The organism is Streptomyces sp. NPDC090083 (assembly GCF_044747445.1).
Classification (GTDB): Bacteria; Actinomycetota; Actinomycetes; order Streptomycetales; family Streptomycetaceae; genus Streptomyces.
This window is the reverse complement of record NZ_JBIVED010000012.1, coordinates 146,717-165,586: the sequence shown is the minus strand read 5'-3', so window position 1 is coordinate 165,586 and position 18,870 is coordinate 146,717. Positions and strand designations below refer to the sequence as shown.

Here is an 18,870-nt window from a genome sequence, read left to right as displayed (position 1 = left end):
GGCGGGCCCTCCCGGGATCGCCTACTGCTTGACCGCCGGCGCCCCGGGGACACCCTTCGGGGCGGGGGCGGGGCTGCCGGTCAGGAAGGACGTCCAGCCCTCCTTCGGCGCCTCGCCGACGTTCAGTCCGCGCAGCTTGGCCAGGGTCTGCGGGTCCTGGGCGTCCAGCCAGTCGGCCAGTTCACGGAAGGAGACACAGCGCACCTCGGACTTGTTGCAGACCTTCTCGATGACCTCGTCGAGGGCACGCATGTAGGTGCCGCCGTTCCAGGACTCGAAGTGGTTGCCGATGACCAGGGGCGCACGGTTGCCGTCGTAGGCGCGGTCGAAGCCCTTGAGCAGGCCGTCACGCATCTCGTCGCCCCACTGGTCGTACTTGTCGGGGTCGCCCTGGGTCTGCGTGCCGGACTGGTTGACCATGAAGTTGTAGTCCATGGTCAGCTGCTGGTACGAGTGGCCCGGGAAGGGGACGAGCTGCATGGACAGGTCCCACAGCCCCTCCTTCTTCTTGGGCCACATCTGCTCGTTGACCCCGCTGGTGTCGTAGCGGAAGCCCAGCTGGCTCGCCGCCTTCATGAAGTTGGCCTGGCCCTCCAGGCAGGGCGTGCGGGCGCCGACCAGCTCCTTGTCGTAGTCGAAGGGCAGCGGAGAGGCCTTCTTCATCCCGGAGTTGGTCTTCCAGGTCTTCACGAACTGCTTCGCCTGGGCGATCTCGCTCTTCCACTCGGCGACCGACCACTCGCCGACCCCGCCGTTCTTGCCGCAGAAGTGACCGTTGAAGTGGGTGCCGATCTCGTTGCCCTCCAGCCACGCCAGGCGCAGCTGCTTCACGGTGTCGGAGATGCCCTGCTCGTCGTTGAAGCCGATGTCGGAGGCGCCGGGCGAGTGCTCCGGGGGCTTGTAGAGGTCGCGCTTGTCCTCCGGCAGCATGTACACGCCGCTGAGGAAGTACGTCATGTTCGCGTGGTTGGCCTTGGAGACCTTGCGGAAGTGGGAGAACAGCTTCTGGCTGTCCTCACCGGCGCCGTCGAAGGAGAAGACCACGAACTGCGGGGGCTTCTGACCGGGCTTGAGCCGCTCCGGTCTGGGCAGATGCGGCTGCGCCCCGGTGTACGACGTGGAGCCGTCCCCGATCAGGCGGACTCCGCTCTTGGGTGCCGGAGCGGGCGCCGCCTTGTGCGGACCGTGCGCTCCGTGCGGGGAACCGTTGTCACCGATCGCGCAACCGGCGAGCGACGCGGCACAGGCCGCGGCGACCACGGCGCCCGCGGTGATCCTCTGGGTGGCGGCCATGTCCGCCCACCTTCTTCCTTCGTTCGGACCGACGCCGATCAAGGCGTTCTCTGGCGATGTGCCGGGAGTCCCGACAGCGCCGCCAAGGTCGCACGGGGCCGAAGGTGGGATTAGTACGACAAGCCGATGAAATTTCCACTTCACTCAACGAGGTGACTTATTAGTCCATTTGACCGCATTGCCTATGCTTGACCTTTACTCTGCATTACGATCCGTTTACCGAGCGTTGAGAAATCCCGCCGCTGCACGCCGTGACCCACGGCCGCGACCGACCCCCGCCACCGACGGGGACCACCAGTTCCGCGACCGCGCCGCCCCGGAGAAGACGGGAAGACATGTCTGCCTGCGTACCCACCCGCGTCACCGACTCGCATCAGAATCGGACGAAGCGCGCCCCCCAGCCGCACAGCCCGCCGCCCCCGCCCCGCCGTTTCCGGATCGCGGGCGCCGATGTGTCGGCCTCCATCGCGGTCTTCCTGATCGCCCTGCCCCTGTCCCTGGGCATCGCCCTCGCCACCGGCGCACCCCTCCAGGCTGGCCTGGTCGCCGCCGCCGTGGGCGGAATCGTCGCCGGCCGGCTCGGCGGCTGCCCCCTCCAGGTGAGCGGCCCGGCCGCCGGACTCACCGTGGTCACCGCCGACCTGATCCACCGCTACGGCTGGCGTACGACCTGCGCGATCACCGTCCTCGCGGGACTCGCCCAACTCGTCCTGGGCTGCCTGCGCGTGGCCCGCACCGCGCTCGCCGTCAGCCCCGCGATCGTGCACGGCATGCTGGCCGGCATCGGTGTCACCATCGCCGTCGCCCAGCTGCACATCGTGCTGGGCGGCACCCCGCAGAGCTCGGTCCTCGCCAACCTCCGCGCGCTGCCCGCCCAGTTGGCCGACGTGCACCCCGCCGACGTGGCCATGAGCGTGCTGACGCTGGCCCTTCTGCTGCTGTGGCCGCGCGTCCCCGGCCGGCTCGGCCACCTGATGCGCACGATCCCGGCCGCGCTCGTCGCCGTCGCCGGGGCCACCCTCACCGCGTCCCTCGCCGGGCTGAGCCTGGCCAAGGTCGACCTGCCGTCCTGGAGCAGTCACGCGCTGGCCGGACTCCCCGAGGGCCCCGCGCTCGGCATCGCCGCCGCCGTGCTCACCACCACGCTGGTGTGCAGCGTGCAGTCGCTGCTCGGCGCGGTCGCCGTGGACAAGCTGGTCGCCGGGCAGCCCGGGCTCTCCGCCCGCGTCGGCCGCTCCGACCTGAACCGCGAACTGCTGGGCCAGGGCGCCGCGAACATCGTCTCCGGCGCACTCGGCGGACTGCCCGTCGCGGGAGTGGCCGTACGGAGTTCGGCGAATGTGCAAGCCGGTGCCGTGAGCCGGAACTCCACGATGCTGCACGGCGTTCTCGTAGTGGTAGCCGCGCTGCTGATGGTCCCGGTGCTGGAGCTGATCCCCCTCGCTTCGCTCGCCGCACTTGTGATGGCCGTCGGCATCCAGATGGTGTCCCTACACCACATCCGCACGGTGACCCGCCACCGCGAAGTCCTGGTCTACGTCGTCACCACCCTCGGCGTGGTCCTCTTCGGCGTCCTGGAAGGCGTGCTCCTCGGGGTCACCGTCGCTGTGGCCGTCGCGCTCAACCGCCTCGCCCACACCCGCATCACGCACGACGAGAAGGAAGGAGTCCATCACGTACACGTCCGAGGGCAGTTGACGTTCCTCGCGGTGCCGCGGCTCAGCCGCATCCTGCATCTCGTACCCCAAGGCACCCATGTCGTCGTGGAGTTGGACGGTTCGTTCATGGACCACGCGGCGTACGAGTCACTGCAGGACTGGCAGAACTCGCACACCGCGCGCGGAGGCACCGCCGAACTGACCGGACGGCGGACGGGAGTTCGCGACACCGGGCCGGACCGCACCGGGAGCGAGGCGGAACCGGCCGACACCGCGGCCGGCACGACAAGCGGCACGACGACCGGAGCACCGGCCCGCACCACGGCCGACGCCCCGACCGGCGAGCCGACGACGTCCACCGTCTGCCGCTGCCACCCCTGGACGCCCTGGCGCAACCACCAGTGCGACCACCGGCGTTCCGCCCCGACCGGCAGCCACCCGGCCGAGCGGACAGATCAGCCGACGCATCAGCCGACCGACCAGTCGCCCGGCCAGCCGACGGACCAGCCGACGGACCCACCCACCCCCGGCACCGCCCAGCCGAGCACCCCCGACACCGCACCCCACCCCGCAACCGGAACCGGAACCGACCCCGTCACAGGCGCCCCCAACCACCCCCGCACCGGTACCACCGCCAACACCCCTACCACCAGCGGCACCGCCACTCCCGCCGCCCCAGACACCGACCCCGACCCCGACACCGCCGTCAGTCAACTCGCCCGTGGCATCCGCGCGTTCCAGCGTGACACCGCGCCCCTCGTGCGGGGTGAGCTGGCCCGGCTGGCCAAGGAAGGGCAGCGGCCCTCGCAGCTCTTCCTGACCTGCGCGGACTCGCGGCTGGTGACGTCGATGATCACCTCCAGCGGTCCCGGCGACCTGTTCGTCGTGCGGAACGTGGGCAACCTCGTGCCGCCGCCCGGCGAGGAGAGCGGGGACGACTCGGTGGCCGCGGCGATCGAGTACGCGGTGGACGTGCTGCGGGTGAGATCGATCACGGTGTGCGGGCACTCCGGCTGCGGGGCCATGCAGGCGCTGCTCGACGCAGAACCCGGAGGCGCCCGGACGCCGTTGAAGCGGTGGCTGCGGCACGGGGTGCCGAGCCTGGAGCGGATGGCCGACGACGGCAGGCCCTGGGCGCGGCTGGCGGGAAGGGCGCCCGCCGACGCCGTGGAGCAGCTGTGTCTGACCAATGTGGTCCAGCAGTTGGAGCATCTGCGGGGGCACGAGTCGGTGGCCCGGGCGGTGCGGGAGGGGGCGTTGGAGCTGCACGGGATGTATTTCCATGTCGGCGAGGCGCAGGCGTACTTGCTGACCGAGGCGGACGGGGGCGAGTTGTTCGACGGGGTGGGGGTGGCGGAGGTGTCGGCCTGAACCTGGTTCACCCGGCGTCCGTGGGTACGAAAGACCCGCGCCACGCGTCTCCGACCACGGGTCCGATGACAGGTCTAAACCAATATTTCGGTGACCCTTGTCATCGGACCCCCGGGTCTGATGAGCTGGCCCGGGACACAACGGACACCCCGGGAAAGGCAGATGCCGTGAGCAACGAAAGCCTGGCCAACCTGTTGCGCGAGGAGCGCAGGTTCGCACCCCCCGCCGACCTGGCGGCGAACGCCAATGTCACGGCGGAGGCGTATGAGCAGGCCAAGGCTGACCGGCTCGGCTTCTGGGCCGCGCAGGCCCGCCGCCTGAGCTGGGCGCAGGAACCGACCGAGACGCTGGACTGGTCGAATCCGCCGTTCGCCAAGTGGTTCAAGGACGGCACGCTCAACGTGGCGTACAACTGCGTGGACCGGCACGTCGAGGCGGGCAACGGCGACCGGGTCGCCATCCACTTCGAGGGCGAGCCCGGCGACAGCCGCGCGATCACCTACGCCGAGCTGAAGGACGAGGTCTCCAAGGCCGCGAACGCCCTGCTGGAGCTGGGAGTCCGGAAGGGCGACCGGGTCGCCGTCTACATGCCGATGATCCCCGAGACCGCGGTCGCGATGCTGGCCTGCGCGCGGATCGGCGCCGCGCACTCGGTGGTCTTCGGCGGATTCTCGGCGGACGCGCTCGCGACGCGCATCCAGGACGCGGACGCCAAGGTCGTCATCACCACGGACGGCGGCTGGCGGCGCGGCAAGCCCTCGGCGCTGAAGCCGGCCGTGGACGACGCGGTCGACCGCGCGGACAGCGGCGTGGAGCACGTCCTCGTGGTCCGCCGCACGGGCCAGGACGTCGCGTGGAACGACGAGCGGGACGTGTGGTGGCACGAGCTCGTCGACCGGCAGTCGGCGGAGCACACGCCCGAGGCGTTCGAGGCGGAGCAGCCGCTGTTCATCCTGTACACCTCGGGGACGACGGGTAAGCCCAAGGGCATCCTGCACACCTCCGGCGGCTACCTCACCCAGGCCGCGTACACCCACCACGCCGTCTTCGACCTCAAGCCGGAGACCGACGTCTACTGGTGCACGGCCGACGTCGGCTGGGTCACCGGCCACTCGTACATCGTCTACGGCCCGCTGGCGAACGGCGCGACCCAGGTCATGTACGAGGGCACCCCCGACACCCCGCACCAGGGCCGCTTCTGGGAGATCGTCCAGAAGTACGGGGTGACGATCCTCTACACGGCGCCGACCGCGATCCGTACGTTCATGAAGTGGGGCGACGACATCCCCGCGAAGTTCGACCTCAGCAGCCTGCGGGTGCTGGGTTCGGTGGGCGAGCCGATCAACCCCGAAGCGTGGATCTGGTACCGCAAGCACATCGGTGCCGACCGGACCCCGATCGTGGACACCTGGTGGCAGACCGAGACCGGCGCGATGATGATCTCGCCGCTGCCGGGCGTGACGCACACCAAGCCCGGTTCCGCGCAGACCCCGCTGCCCGGCATCTCCGCGACCGTCGTCGACGACGAGGCGAACGAGGTCCCGAACGGCGGTGGCGGCTACCTGGTGCTGACCGAGCCGTGGCCGTCGATGCTGCGCACCATCTGGGGCGACGACCAGCGGTTCCTCGACACGTACTGGTCGCGGTTCGAGGGCAAGTACTTCGCGGGTGACGGCGCGAAGAAGGACGACGACGGCGACATCTGGCTGCTCGGCCGGGTGGACGACGTGATGCTCGTGTCCGGGCACAACATCTCCACCACCGAGGTCGAGTCCGCGCTCGTCTCCCACCCGGCCGTCGCCGAGGCGGCCGTGGTGGGCGCGGCCGACGAGACGACCGGGCAGGCGATCGTCGCGTTCGTGATCCTGCGCGGCACGGCGAACGCCGAGGACGAGAACCTCGTCGCCGACCTGCGCAACCACGTCGGAGGCGTGCTGGGCCCGATCGCCAAGCCCAAGCGGATCCTCCCGGTGGCCGAGCTGCCGAAGACCCGCTCCGGCAAGATCATGCGCCGCCTGTTGCGGGACGTGGCGGAGAACCGACAGCTGGGCGATGTCACGACCCTGACCGACTCCACCGTCATGACCCTGATCCAGGACAAGCTCCCGGCCGCGCCCAGCGAGGACTGACCTGCGGTTACGACGAGGAGGGGCGCCCGGCGGCGAACATGCCGGGCGCCCCTTTCGCGCATACGGTGAGAGCCGTAGACCTGCCGGTACGACCCGCCGCCCCGCCCGCACGCCCCGTAGACCCGCCCGCAGGACCCGTAGACCAACTCGTAAGACCCGTGGACCCGCCCGTAGGACCGTAGACCCGCCCGCACGCCCCCTGGACGGACGTACCCGTACGGCCCTTGGGCGTGAGATCCGAAGAACCCGTCCCACCGCGCTTGGGTACAGTAGGAAAAGCGTCAAAGACGCGCCAAGGTGTGCCGGGAAGTCTGGTCGGCAAGTGTTCCGCGCTGCCCGCCACCCCGGAGGTCTCCCCGTGACCGCGCCCCGCTCCACCGCCGCCCGCAAAGTGCTGGGACGGCTGTCCCTGCCCGAGCGGAACTTCGTCGGGGACGCCCTGCGGACCGAGACCGTCGGCGGTGTCCTCCTGCTGATCGCCGCCGTCGCCGCGCTGATCTGGGCCAACGTCCCCGCCCTGCACGACAGCTACGAGAGCGTCAGCCACTACTCCTTCGGCCCCGGCACCCTCGGCCTGCACCTGTCGGTCGCCCACTGGGCCGCCGACGGCCTGCTCGCCGTCTTCTTCTTCGTCGCCGGCATCGAACTCAAGCGCGAGCTCGTCGCCGGTGACCTCCGCGACCCCAAGGCCGCCGCTCTGCCCGTCGTGGCGGCCCTGTGCGGGATGGCCGTACCGGCGCTCGTGTACACGCTGACGAACCTCGCCGGCGGCGGCTCGCTGGAGGGCTGGGCGGTGCCGACCGCGACCGACATCGCGTTCGCGCTGGCCGTCCTCGCGGTCATCGGCACCTCCCTGCCGAGCGCCCTGCGCGCCTTCCTGCTCACCCTCGCCGTCGTCGACGACCTGTTCGCGATCCTGATCATCGCGATCTTCTTCACCGCCCGGATCAACTTCGCCGCGCTCGCCGGCGCGGCCGTCGGCCTCGCCGTGTTCTGGCTGCTGCCGCGCCGGGGCGTGCGCGGCTGGTACGTCTACGTCCCGCTCGCGGTGGTGATCTGGGCGCTGATGTACAACAGCGGCGTCCACGCGACGATCGCGGGCGTGGCGATGGGCCTGATGCTGCGCTGCACCACCCACGACGACGAGAAGCACTCCCCCGGAGAGCACGTCGAACATCTCGTACGGCCGCTGTCGGCGGGGCTCGCGGTGCCGCTGTTCGCGCTGTTCAGCGCCGGAGTGGCGCTCTCCGGGGGCGCGTTGGGTGACGTGTTCACGAAACCGGAGACCCTGGGCGTGGTCCTCGGACTCCTCGTCGGCAAGGCGGTCGGCATCTTCGGCGGGACCTGGCTGACGGCACGCTTCACCCGGGCCTCGCTCAGCGACGACCTTGCCTGGCCCGACGTCTTCGCGGTCGCCTCGCTGGCGGGCATCGGCTTCACGGTGTCGCTGCTCATCGGGGAACTCGCGTTCGTCGGCGACCAGATGCTCGCCGACGAGGTGAAGGCGGCCGTCCTCGTCGGCTCCCTCACCGCGGCCCTGTGCGCGACCGTGTTGCTCAAGCTGCGCAACGCCAGGTACCGCAGGATGTACGAGGACGAGGAACGCGACGAGGACCTCGACGGCATCCCCGACATCTACGAGCAGGACGACCCGGCGTACCACCTGCGCATGGCCGAACTCCACGACCGCAAGGCCGCCGAGCACCGCAGGATCGCCGAGGAGAAGGCCGCGGAACAACGGCACGGGCTTGCCGAAGTGACGGGCGGGGCAGGCGAGGACAACGACGGTCCGGCATGATCTGACCAGACGGTACAAACACATGCAGAAGAGGGAGTACGCGATGAGCGCACCCGACGGCAGCCCGGTCGGCGCCGAACGCAGCATCGGCCAGCTGTTCGCCTCGGCGACGACCGAGATGTCCGCGCTGGTGCACGACGAGATCGCACTGGCCAAGGCGCAGCTCAAGCAGGACGTCAAGCGCGGTGTGGCGGGCGGCGGCGCGTTCACCGTCGCCGCGGTGGTCCTGCTGTTCTCCCTGCCGATGCTCAACTTCGCGCTGGCGTACGGCATTCGCACCTGGAGCGGCTGGAACATGGCCCTCTGCTTCCTGCTCTCCTTCGCGGCGAACGTGCTGATCGCGGTCGTCCTCGGACTGGTGGGCGTGGTCTTCTTCAAGAAGGCCGCGAAGAGCAAGGGCCCGCAGAAGGTGGCCGCTTCGGTCAAGGAGACCGCGGGCGTCCTCGGCAACGCCAAGCCGCATCCGCGCCCGGCGATCGAGGACCGCGTCCCCGAAGCCATCGAGGCTGTGGCACGCTCGTCCTCATGACGGACCCCGCCAATCCTTGGGCGCAACCTGCTTCGGTCGTACGGCTCGGCATCCCCGGCGGGCGCGAGGTGACCCACCGGGATGTCGCGGCCAACGGCGCGCGCTTCCACATCGCGGAGGTGGGGGACGGGCCGCTGGTGCTCCTGCTGCACGGCTTCCCGCAGTTCTGGTGGACCTGGCGGCACCAGCTGGGCGCGCTGGCCGACGCCGGGTTCCGGGCCGTCGCCATGGACCTGCGGGGCGTCGGCGGCAGCGACCGCACCCCGCGCGGCTACGACCCCGCCAACCTCGCTCTCGACATCACCGGCGTGATCCGCTCCCTCGGCGAGCCGGACGCCGCGCTGGTCGGCCATGACCTCGGCGGGTACCTCGCGTGGACGGCGGCGGCGATGCGCCCCAAGCTGGTGCGCCGCCTCGCCGTCTCCTCGATGCCCCACCCCCGGCGCTGGCGCTACGCGATGCTCTCCGACGTCAAGCAGACGGCGGCCGGCTCCTACATCTGGGGCTTCCAGCGCCCCTGGCTCCCCGAGCGGCAACTCCTCGCCGAGGACGCCGAGTTGGTGGGCACCCTGATCCGCGACTGGTCCGGCCCGAGCCTGCCGGACGACGAGGCGGTCGAGGCGTACCGGCGGGCCATGCTGATCCCGTCGACGGCGCACTGCTCGATCGAGCCGTACCGCTGGATGGTGCGGTCCATGGCCCGCCCGGACGGCATCCAGTTCAACCGGCGCATGAAGCGGCCGGTGCGGGTGCCGACACTGCATCTGCACGGCTCGCTGGACCCGGTGCTGCGCACCCGCAGCTCGGCGGGGTCCGGGGAGTACGTCGAGGCGCCGTACCGCTGGCGGCTGTTCGACGGGCTCGGGCACTTCCCGCACGAGGAGGACCCGGTGGCCTTCTCGGCCGAACTGGTCAACTGGCTCAAGGATCCAGAACCCGATCGTTGACCGATGCATGACTGGCACATGATCGGCGCATGACCCGTGCATGACTGATGGCTGACCCGTGCATGACCAGAGCGTGACCTGTGCGTGACCGGCCGACCGCACCCGGTATCCGCGACTGAACACCTGTCCTACGAACGGCTACTTGCCTCGCGCATAGGCCAATTGGGGCCCCAAGGGGTGGTTATCGACCTTGGGGCAGGGGCAGACGTCGGGGTATGGGCTGGACGCACGACTACAGTGACGCAGCACGCAATCGCCGCTCGGACCACGGTCTGAGCTCCCACCAGGGGGGCGCCCCGCAACTCCAGGGCACGGACCTCAGGGTGGGGATCCCGCGCATTCTGCGCCGCCGGGCCCGCTGGGTCTCGGTAAGGCTGCGTCATCCCCGGGGCTGACGCACCCACCTCCTACAGGACACGCATCTCAGTGCGCACACCTCTCACAGCGCGCAACTGTCGCTGTCCACCTGCTCGTTGGCGCTGCGCCCCTTGACGATGTCCGGCTGGATCTCGTCCGCGGTGAGCGCGTACCCGGTGTCGGGGTCGTCGAGGGACTTCGCGAAGACCACTCCGTAGACCTTGCCCTCGGGCGTGAGCAGCGGGCCGCCGGAGTTGCCCTGGCGGACGGTCGCGTAGAGGGAGTAGACATCGCGGCGGACCGTGCCGCGGTGGTAGATGTCCGGGCCGTTGGCCGTGATGCGTCCCCGCACGCGCGCGGCACGGACGTCGTACGACCCGTTCTCCGGGAAGCCGGCGACGATCGCGCTGTCGCCGCTCGCCGCGTCCTTGGTCGCGAACTCCAGGGAGCGCGCCCTGAGGTCGGGCACGTCGAGTACGGCGATGTCGCGGTGCCAGTCGTACAGGACGACCTTGGCGTCGTACTTGCGGCCCTCGCCGCCTATCTGGACGGTGGGTTCGTCGACGCCGCCGACGACGTGCGCGTTGGTCATCACGCGGCGGTCGCCGAAGACGAAGCCGCTGCCCTCCAGGACCTTGCCGCAGCTCTGGGCCGTGCCCATGACCTTGACGATGGACTGCTGGGCACGGGTGGCGACCGCGCTCGAGGCGAGGGCCGGGTCGGGCGGCTGGACGTCGTTGATCGGCTCGTTCGCGAAGGGGCTGAAGACCTGCGGGAAACCGTTCTGCGCGAGGACCGAGGAGAAGTCCGCGAACCAGGTGTCGGCCCGCTCGGGCAGCGCCCGTGAGACCCCGAGGAGGACCTTGGAGCTGCGGACCTCCTTGCCGAGCGTCGGCAGGGTGGTGCCAGCCAGCGCGGAGCCGATCAGCCAGGCGACCAGGAGCATCGCGAGGACGTTGACGAGGGCGCCGCCGGTCGCGTCCAGGGCGCGCGCCGGGGACCAGGTGATGTACCGGCGCAGCTTGTTGCCCAGGTGGGTGGTCAGGGCCTGGCCCACGGAGGCGCAGACGATGACGATGATGACCGCGACGACGGCCGCGGTGGTGCTGACCTCGGACTTGTCGGTCAGCGCGTCCCAGATGACGGGCAGCGTGTACACGGCGACGAGACCGCCGCCGAGGAACCCGATCACCGACAGGATGCCGACGACGAACCCCTGGCGATAGCCCACGATCGCGAACCACACGGCGGCGACCAGCAACAGGATGTCCAGCACGTTCACCGGTTCAGGCCTCGCCTCAGCACTTCGCGATCACTCCAGGTCGGTCGGGGGGCCTGCCCGCCGCCGCGGAGCGGCGATCGGCCACGGCGTCCCCCGGGAAGACACAGCACGACGGACACCTTGTCATGACCGCCAGTCGAGCGGGACCTGCTTCTCGCGGTCCCACGGCCGCTCCCAACCGGAGTAGTGCAGCAGGCGGTCGATGACCCCGGCCGTGAAGCCCCACACGAGGGCCGATTCGACCAGAAATGCCGGACCCAGGAAGCCGCTGGGGTGCGTGACCGTGACCCTGTTGGCCGGATCCGTGAGATCCGCCACGGGGACGGTGAACACGCGGGCCGTCTCGTTCGGGTCGACCACGCCCACCGGGGTCGGCTCCCGCCACCAGCCCAGCACCGGTGTCACCACGAAGCCGCTCACCGGGATGTACAGCTTGGGCAGCACTCCGAAGAGCTGCACCCCGGCCGGGTCGAGCCCGGTCTCCTCCTCGGCCTCGCGGAGAGCGGCCCGCAGCGGTCCGTCACCGGTCGGGTCACCGTCCTCGGGGTCGAGGGCACCGCCGGGGAAGGACGGCTGTCCGGCGTGCGACCGGAGCGAGCTGGAGCGCTCCATGAGCAGCAGCTCGGGTCCGCGCTCCCCGTCCCCGTCCCCGTCCCCGAACAGGATCAGGACCGCCGACTGCCGTCCCGCCCCGTCCTCCGGCGGCAGGAAGCGGCTCAGCTGGAGCGGCTCCACCGTCTCCACGGCGTGCACCACCGGATCCAGCCAGCCGGGCAGCCCGTCCTTGCTGAGCCCCACACCCTGGGTATGGCTCGCGCGTGTCATCCCCCACCCCCGTTCCCACTGATCAACGCCCGATACCTCCGAGATCGTTCCGTCATCCGGCCCCCGACATCGCCGTCACGCGGATCCCAGCGGCGGCGCCGGTTTCCCGCCCGCGTCCAGGTAGGCCTGCGGGGGGTTCAGCCGCTGGCCGGGATAGCCGCCCTTCTCGTACTTGAGCAGCTTCCGCGCCTTCTCCGGGTCGGTCTCGCCCTCGCCGTACGCCGGGCAGAGCGGGGCGATGGGGCAGGCGCCGCAGGCGGGCTTGCGGGCGTGGCAGATCCGGCGGCCGTGGAAGATCACATGGTGCGAGAGCATCGTCCAGTCGCTCTTCGGGAAGAGCGCTCCCACGGCGGCCTCGATCTTGTCGGGCTCGGTCTCCTCGGTCCACTTCCAGCGGCGCACGAGCCGCTGGAAATGCGTGTCCACGGTGATGCCGGGGCGGCCGAAGGCGTTGCCGAGCACCACGAAGGCGGTCTTGCGGCCCACACCGGGCAGCTTCACGAGGTCTTCGAGCCGGCCGGGCACCTCGCCGCCGAAGTCCGCGACCAGCGCCTTGGAGAGCCCTATCACCGACTTGGTCTTGGCCCGGAAGAAGCCGGTCGGGCGGAGGATCTCCTCGACCTGCTCCGGGTCGGCGACGGCCAGGTCCTCGGGGGTGGGGTACTTGGCGAACAGGGCCGGTGTCGTCTGATTGACCCTCAGGTCGGTGGTCTGCGCGGACAGGACCGTGGCGACCACCAGCTGGAAGGCGTTCTCGAAGTCGAGCTCCGGGTGGGCGTACGGATAGATCTCCGCCAGCTCGCGGTTGATCCGGCGGGCGCGGCGGACGAGGGCGGTGCGCGATTCGACCTTCGTACCGGCTGTCACTTTTGCCCCTTTTGCCACTTTCCCTCCGTCACCCTTGCGGCCGTCGGAGCCCTGTTCGCCCACGGCGGAATCACGAGGTACAACCATCCGCCCAGCCCCCTTGGCCTGTGCTCTCACCGGCGATTTGGACACCCGGCCAGCCTAGAGCCCGGCACTGACATCCGCCCCGGACCCCGAAGATCAGCCCCCAATTGGACCCCTGCCGCTTACCTCGGGACACCTGTGCGGCATCCTTGTGACAGATCACACTGTTTGGACGGTCCAGCAAAATGGGGAGCACGGTCCCCTGGTACCAAGGGGGAAACACCTTCCCCTGAGCAGGTCGACAAGGAGAGAACTCGTGGACGACGTTCTGCGGCGCGCCCCGCTCTTCGCGGCGCTCGATGACGATCAGGCCGCGGAGCTGCGCGCCTCCATGAGTGAGGTGACCCTCGCGCGCGGGGACTCCCTCTTTCACGAGGGCGACCCGGGCGACCGGCTGTACGTGGTCACCGAGGGCAAGGTGAAGCTCCACCGCACCTCCCCCGACGGCCGCGAGAACATGCTGGCCGTCCTCGGCCCCGGCGAGCTGATCGGCGAGCTGTCGCTGTTCGACCCGGGTCCGCGTACGGCGACCGCCAGCGCGCTGACCGAGGTCAAGCTGCTCGGCCTCGGCCACGGCGACCTCCAGCCCTGGCTGAGCGCCCGCCCCGAGGTGGCCTCCGCGCTGCTGCGCGCGGTCGCCCGCCGGCTGCGCAAGACCAACGACGCGATGTCCGACCTGGTCTTCTCGGACGTCCCCGGCCGTGTGGCCCGCGCCCTGCTCGACCTCTCCCGCCGCTTCGGCGTGCAGTCCGAGGAAGGCATCCACGTGGTGCACGACCTCACCCAGGAGGAGCTGGCCCAGCTGGTCGGCGCCTCCCGCGAGACGGTCAACAAGGCCCTCGCCGACTTCGCGGGCCGCGGCTGGCTGCGCCTGGAGGCCCGCGCGGTCATCCTGCTCGACGTGGAGCGACTGGCGAAGCGCTCCCGCTGATCATTCCGTATGGCGTCTCCGTATGAGTCCTTCGTACGGACGCGTGCTTCAGATGCCTTCGAAGGGCCCCGCTCGTCCGGCGGGGCCCTTCGTGTACCGCCGGGTGGGGCCCAAGGGGTGGGGATGGACGAGGACAAGGCGCCGGAGTCGGTCTGGAGACGCTCCTGGTGGCGGAGATCGGCGCGCCGGCTGTGGCGGACCCCCGACGAGACCGGCGACCCGGGCGGCAGACCCCTGGGCCTGTGGCTGACGGACGACACCGTCGTCGTCGCCCGCGTGAACGGGGTGCGGGCCTTCCGGACGGCCACGGGCGAGCCGCTGTGGACCTGGCGGCCACCGGGCGGACAGATCGTCGGGCTGGTGTCCGCCGACGCCCGGGGCGGCGAGGGCGTGGTCATGCACTACGAAGAGGCACGCCGGGACGTGCGACGGGTCGGCCTCACCACCCTGGCGGTCGCCACGGGCGAGGTCGTACGGCGCCGCAAACAGGACGCCGCTCCCCTGGGGCACCTCCCGTCCAGGGTGGCCCTCGGCGGGGGCCTGCTCGCGACGGCCGGCGAGTCCTGGAAGGACTGGGAGACACGGCCGGTGATGCGCGCCCTGGACGTGGACACGGGCGAGGTCCGTTGGAAACACGAACTGACCGACCCGCGCGTGGAGAGCGCCTCCGTCCTCAGCGCCAGCCCCTTCGTGGCCTCCCTGAGGACCCGCGGCGCACGCGGCCGGCGCAGCCTCCTCTTCCTGGGCGACGGCGAGACGGAGGCCGTCACGCTGCACCTCCCGGAGGGGTACGAGAAGTTCGGCGAGCGGGTCGCCGTGACCGGAGGCGTCCTGGTGGTGGGCCTCGTCCCCAAGGACCGCACCGAGCACGACCTGGGCAGCCCCCTCGGTGCCTACTCCCTCGCCTCGGGCGAGCTGCTGTGGCAGTGGCGAGGCGGGGACACCCATCACGACACACCCGTCGCCCACCGCGGCTGGCTGCTGATCGTGCACGGCTACGGCGGCCGGCTCAGCGTCCTCGACCCCGCCGACGGGCGGGTGGTGGCCCGGCGCAGGCTCCGGGGCACCGCCTTCGACTCGCTCGTCGCGGCCTCCGGGGACCTGATCGCGGTGGGCTGCGAAGCGGGTGACTACAGCCACGGGCTGCGGGTGTTCCGGTGGAGATGACCACGCGGCCCCCGGCGGATCCCCCGGAGACGACCCCGCCCAGCGGCCGGAAAAGCACACTGCGGGGGCCCGTCCCCCGGCACAGTGATCCCATGGCCGGAACCGTGCACCACAGAGGGCTCGACGCCCAGGGGTACATCGAGCGCGAAGGCTCCCTGGGCCGGATCCCGCCCGCCTTCCGGCCGGCCGTCGCCGCCGCACGCGACCGGCTGCTCGACGTCTACGGGGGACGCCTCAACAGCGCGTACCTCTACGGGTCGATCCCGCGCGGCACCGCGCGCGTGGGGCGCAGCGATCTGGACCTCCTCGTGGTGACCCGGCAGGAGCCGACCGAGGATGACCGGGACGCGGCCCGTAGCCTCGGCGAGGCGCTCGACAAGGAGTTCCCGGAGATCGACGGCGTCGGCACGCTGCTGTACGGCCGGGCGCGGCTGCTGAGCGAACCGGAGACCTACGACATGGGGTGGTTCGTGGCGTGCCTGTGCACCCCGCTGCTCGGTGAGGACCTGGCCGAGGACCTGCCCCGCTACCGCCCCGACTCGCTCCTCGCCCGGGAGACCAACGGCGACCTGGCCCTGCTCCTCCCCCGCTGGCGCGACCGGATCGACGCCTCCGGGGACACGGACGAGGCCCGGCGCTCCTTGGTGCGCTTCATGTCCCGCCACCTCGTCCGCACCGGCTTCACCCTCGTGATGCCCCGCTGGAACGGCTGGACCAGCGACCTCGGGGAGATGGCCGAGGCGTTCGCCGCGTACTACCCGGAGCGCGCCGAAGCCCTGCGCGAGGCGGCGGAACTCGGACACGAACCGTCGGGCGACGCGGGCGTCCTGCGCTCCTACGTCGACGACCTGGGCCCCTGGCTGGCCGAGGAGTACGCGCGCGTGCACGGCGTCAAGACGGCACGTCCCGCCGGCTAGATCAGGCCGTGCTCCCTCAGGTAGTCCAGCTGGGCCCGTACGGACAGCTCCGCCGCCGGCCACAGGGAGCGGTCGACGTCCGCGTACACGTGGGCGACGACCTCGGCCGGGCCGCGGTGGCCGTTCTCGACGGCCGTCTCGATCTGGGCGAGCCGGTGGGCCCGGTGGGCGAGATAGAACTCGACGGCACCCTGGGCGTCCTCCAGGACGGGCCCGTGGCCCGGCAGGACGGTGTGGACGCCGTCGTCGACGGTCAGCGACCGCAGCCGCCGCAGCGAGTCCAGATAGTCGCCCAGGCGGCCGTCAGGATGCGCCACCACGGTCGTACCGCGCCCGAGGATGGTGTCACCGGTCAGGACGGCCTGATCGGCCGGGAGATGGAAGCACAGCGAGTCCCCGGTGTGGCCGGGCGTCGACACGACGACCAGTTCCAGCCCGCCGACCCGGACCACCTCGCCCGGGCCCAGCCCCTCGTCCCCGAGCCGCAGCGCCGGATCGAGCGCGCGCACCTTGGTGCCGGTCAGCTCGGCGAACCGGACGGCGCCTTCCGCGTGGTCGGGGTGCCCGTGCGTCAGCAAGGTCAGCGCGACCCGTTTCCCCGCCTTCTCGGCCACGTCGAGGACATTCCGCAGATGCCCCTCGTCCAGCGGTCCCGGGTCGATCACCACGGCCGCCTCGGAGTCAGGCTCCGCGACGATCCACGTGTTCGTCCCGTCCAGCGTCATCGCGGACGCGTTGGGCGCGAGCACGTTGACGGCCCGCGCTGTGGCGGGCCCGCTGAGCACCCCGCCGCGTGGCTGGCCGGGGAGGGCGGCTGCGTCGGTCATATCAGGGCGCCTTCCTGGGCGGTGGCGGGGTGAGCGGTGCCGTCGGAGCGGGTGGTCACGCGGACGCCCCGTCCGTAGGGATGTGTTTCGTGAACTCCCCGTGGCCCGGCCAGGTCAGGACGATCTCCCCGGACTCCAGACGGGCCTGGGCGAGGACGGGTGTGAGGTCGCGTCCCGGGGCCGCCGCCAGGGCCTCCGCCGCGCTGCCGTACGGGATCAGCCCGCGCAGGGTCGCGATGGTCGGCGGCATCATCGTCAGGTCGCCCTTGTCGTACGACGCAGCCGCCTCAGCCGGGGCGATCCACACCGTGCGGTCGGCCTCCGTGGAGGCGTTCCGGGTGCGCTGCCCCTCCGGGAGGACGGCGACGAAGAACCAGGTGTCGTAGCGGCGGGACTCGAACTCCGGGGTGATCCAGCGGGCCCACGCGCCCAGCAGGTCGGAGCGCAGGACCAGGCCGCGGCGGTCGAGGAACTCCGCGAAGGACAGGTCACGGGCGACCAGGGCGGCGCGGTCCGTCTCCCAGTCGGCGCCCGTGGTGTCGCCGACGACCGAGTCCGGGGTCCGGCCGGCCAGCAGGACACCGGCCTCCTCGTACGTCTCCCGTACGGCCGCGCACACGATCGCCTGGGCCGCCGTCTCGTCGACGCCGAGCCGGTCCGCCCACCACGCGCGCGTGGGGCCCGCCCAGCGGACGTGGAGGTCGTCGTCGCGCGGATCGACACCACCGCCCGGGTACGCGTACGCGCCCCCGGCGAAGGCCATCGAGGCGCGTCGGCGCAGCATGTGGACGGCGGGACCGGTGCCGGTGTCCCTGAGGAGCATCACCGTGGCCGCCCGCCGGGGCACCACCGGTGTGAGCTGGCCTTCCGTGAGTGCCCTGATGCGCTCGGGCCACTCCGCCGGGTACCACTGACCGTTCGCCATGGGCGGAGGCTATCCCGTACCGCGCGGATGTTCGAGAGGCGACAACACGTACCCCTGGGCAGCGATTACGCCCCATACGTTCGCTACGCCCGCTCGCACGCTCCGGAAGGGCGGCTGGGACTGACCACGCGTCCCGGAAGGCCGGCTGGGGAAGATCACGCGTCCCCGGAGGCCGGCTGGGGCCGATCGCCCGTCCTGGGGGCGGCGATCGCCTCACGTGGCCGCATCACCGCCCCCGGGACACCGGCTACGCCTCCGTCAGCTCCACCTGGATCTCGACCTCGACCGGCGAGTCCAGCGGCAGGACCGCCACGCCGACCGCGCTGCGCGCGTGGACGCCCTTGTCGCCGAGGACCTCGCCGAGCAGCTCGCTGGCGCCGTTGACGACACCGGGCTGGCCGGTGAAGTCGGAGGCCGAGGCGACGAAGCCGACGACCTTCACGACCCGCGCGACACGGTCCAGGTCACCGGCGACGGACTTGACCGCCGCGAGGGCGTTCAGCGCGCAGGTGCGGGCCAGTTCCTTGGCCTCCTCCGCGGTGACCTCGGCGCCCACCTTGCCGGTGACGGGAAGCTTGCCGTCCACCATGGGCAGTTGGCCGGAGGTGTACACGTAGACCCCGCTCCGCACCGCGGGCTGGTACGCGGCGAGCGGCGGGACGACCGCCGGCAGGGTCAGTCCGAGTTCGGCCAGCCGGGCCTCGACGGCGCCGCTCATGCCTTCTCCCGCTTGAGGTAGGCCACCAGTTGCTCGGGGTTGTTGGGCCCGGGCACGACCTGGACGAGCTCCCAGCCGTCCTCGCCCCAGGTGTCCAGAATCTGCTTCGTGGCGTGGACGAGCAGCGGCACAGTCGAGTATTCCCACTTGGTCATGCGGCCGACTTTAGCCGCGAACCGGCCGTCCGCGGTCGCGTTATCCACAGCCTCTGGCTTGGTTCGGGCGCGGACTGGTTAGGCTCGAAG

The 18,870-nt window shown here is 71.1% G+C and carries 17 protein-coding genes; 9 read left to right on the top strand and 8 right to left on the bottom strand.

The annotated features are described in order from the left end of the window. Nucleotides 1-21: 21 nt before the first annotated feature. The gene (locus ACIPTO_RS34230) at nucleotides 22-1,293 is read right to left on the bottom strand and encodes a hypothetical protein (RefSeq protein ID WP_366322349.1); all 1,272 of its coding nucleotides are present in this window, start codon (nucleotides 1,291-1,293) and stop codon (nucleotides 22-24) included. Nucleotides 1,294-1,628: 335 nt separating this feature from the next. Between ACIPTO_RS34230 and ACIPTO_RS34225 the strand changes: the two genes are divergently transcribed. From ACIPTO_RS34225 to ACIPTO_RS34200, 6 genes are all read left to right on the top strand, one after another. Next, nucleotides 1,629-4,322 (top strand): SulP family inorganic anion transporter, encoded by a 2,694-nt coding sequence (locus tag ACIPTO_RS34225; protein ID WP_401198597.1) that lies wholly within the window; start codon nucleotides 1,629-1,631, stop codon nucleotides 4,320-4,322. A 167-nt stretch (nucleotides 4,323-4,489) separates the two neighbouring features. Further along, nucleotides 4,490-6,451 (top strand): acetate--CoA ligase, encoded by a 1,962-nt coding sequence (gene acs / locus ACIPTO_RS34220; RefSeq protein WP_401198595.1) that lies wholly within the window; start codon nucleotides 4,490-4,492, stop codon nucleotides 6,449-6,451. A gap of 358 nt (nucleotides 6,452-6,809) precedes the next feature. Continuing rightward, nucleotides 6,810-8,249, top strand: a complete 1,440-nt coding sequence (nhaA, locus tag ACIPTO_RS34215; RefSeq protein WP_401198593.1) for a Na+/H+ antiporter NhaA — start codon at nucleotides 6,810-6,812, stop codon at nucleotides 8,247-8,249. Between the two features lie 43 nt (nucleotides 8,250-8,292). Next, nucleotides 8,293-8,778 carry a phage holin family protein gene (locus ACIPTO_RS34210; RefSeq protein WP_366322356.1) on the top strand — a complete coding sequence of 162 codons (486 nt, stop codon included), beginning with the start codon at nucleotides 8,293-8,295 and terminating at the stop codon, nucleotides 8,776-8,778. Further along, nucleotides 8,775-9,725: an alpha/beta hydrolase gene (locus tag ACIPTO_RS34205; protein WP_366322358.1), complete on the top strand. Its 951-nt coding sequence runs from the start codon at nucleotides 8,775-8,777 to the stop codon at nucleotides 9,723-9,725. The genes ACIPTO_RS34210 and ACIPTO_RS34205 overlap by 4 nt, the downstream gene beginning before the upstream one ends. A gap of 215 nt (nucleotides 9,726-9,940) precedes the next feature. Beyond that, the gene (locus ACIPTO_RS34200; RefSeq protein ID WP_366322359.1) at nucleotides 9,941-10,120 is read left to right on the top strand and encodes a hypothetical protein; all 180 of its coding nucleotides are present in this window, start codon (nucleotides 9,941-9,943) and stop codon (nucleotides 10,118-10,120) included. A 44-nt stretch (nucleotides 10,121-10,164) separates the two neighbouring features. Here the strand turns inward: ACIPTO_RS34200 and ACIPTO_RS34195 are convergent, their stop codons facing one another. The 3 genes from ACIPTO_RS34195 to nth form a co-directional block, all read right to left on the bottom strand. Beyond that, nucleotides 10,165-11,364 carry a MarP family serine protease gene (locus ACIPTO_RS34195; protein ID WP_366322361.1) on the bottom strand — a complete coding sequence of 400 codons (1,200 nt, stop codon included), beginning with the start codon at nucleotides 11,362-11,364 and terminating at the stop codon, nucleotides 10,165-10,167. Nucleotides 11,365-11,487: 123 nt separating this feature from the next. After that, on the bottom strand, nucleotides 11,488-12,189 hold the full coding sequence (locus ACIPTO_RS34190; protein WP_366322363.1) for a CoA pyrophosphatase: 702 nt from the start codon (nucleotides 12,187-12,189) through the stop codon (nucleotides 11,488-11,490). Between the two features lie 75 nt (nucleotides 12,190-12,264). After that, on the bottom strand, nucleotides 12,265-13,119 hold the full coding sequence (gene nth / locus ACIPTO_RS34185; protein ID WP_401198711.1) for an endonuclease III: 855 nt from the start codon (nucleotides 13,117-13,119) through the stop codon (nucleotides 12,265-12,267). 277 nt (nucleotides 13,120-13,396) lie between these two features. Between nth and ACIPTO_RS34180 the strand changes: the two genes are divergently transcribed. From ACIPTO_RS34180 to ACIPTO_RS34170, 3 genes are all read left to right on the top strand, one after another. Then, nucleotides 13,397-14,071, top strand: coding sequence for a Crp/Fnr family transcriptional regulator (locus ACIPTO_RS34180; RefSeq protein ID WP_019063754.1), 675 nt, complete (start codon nucleotides 13,397-13,399; stop codon nucleotides 14,069-14,071). 123 nt (nucleotides 14,072-14,194) lie between these two features. Then, a complete protein-coding gene (locus tag ACIPTO_RS34175; protein WP_401198589.1) occupies nucleotides 14,195-15,238 on the top strand; it encodes a PQQ-binding-like beta-propeller repeat protein in 1,044 nt (347 codons plus the stop codon). 92 nt (nucleotides 15,239-15,330) lie between these two features. Then, nucleotides 15,331-16,155 carry a nucleotidyltransferase domain-containing protein gene (locus ACIPTO_RS34170; RefSeq protein ID WP_401198587.1) on the top strand — a complete coding sequence of 275 codons (825 nt, stop codon included), beginning with the start codon at nucleotides 15,331-15,333 and terminating at the stop codon, nucleotides 16,153-16,155. Here ACIPTO_RS34170 and ACIPTO_RS34165 read toward each other — a convergent pair. The 4 genes from ACIPTO_RS34165 to ACIPTO_RS34150 all read right to left on the bottom strand — a co-directional run bounded on the left by ACIPTO_RS34165 (nucleotide 16,152) and on the right by ACIPTO_RS34150 (nucleotide 18,780). Continuing rightward, nucleotides 16,152-16,982, bottom strand: a complete 831-nt coding sequence (locus ACIPTO_RS34165) for an MBL fold metallo-hydrolase (protein ID WP_401198585.1) — start codon at nucleotides 16,980-16,982, stop codon at nucleotides 16,152-16,154. The genes ACIPTO_RS34170 and ACIPTO_RS34165 overlap by 4 nt on opposite strands. 55 nt (nucleotides 16,983-17,037) lie before the next feature. Continuing rightward, nucleotides 17,038-17,907 (bottom strand): NUDIX hydrolase, encoded by an 870-nt coding sequence (locus ACIPTO_RS34160; protein WP_401198583.1) that lies wholly within the window; start codon nucleotides 17,905-17,907, stop codon nucleotides 17,038-17,040. Nucleotides 17,908-18,154: 247 nt separating this feature from the next. Then, nucleotides 18,155-18,625 carry a RidA family protein gene (locus ACIPTO_RS34155; RefSeq protein WP_366322375.1) on the bottom strand — a complete coding sequence of 157 codons (471 nt, stop codon included), beginning with the start codon at nucleotides 18,623-18,625 and terminating at the stop codon, nucleotides 18,155-18,157. Further along, nucleotides 18,622-18,780 carry a DUF4177 domain-containing protein gene (locus ACIPTO_RS34150; RefSeq protein WP_019063748.1) on the bottom strand — a complete coding sequence of 53 codons (159 nt, stop codon included), beginning with the start codon at nucleotides 18,778-18,780 and terminating at the stop codon, nucleotides 18,622-18,624. The genes ACIPTO_RS34155 and ACIPTO_RS34150 overlap by 4 nt, the downstream gene beginning before the upstream one ends. Nucleotides 18,781-18,870: the final 90 nt, after the last annotated feature.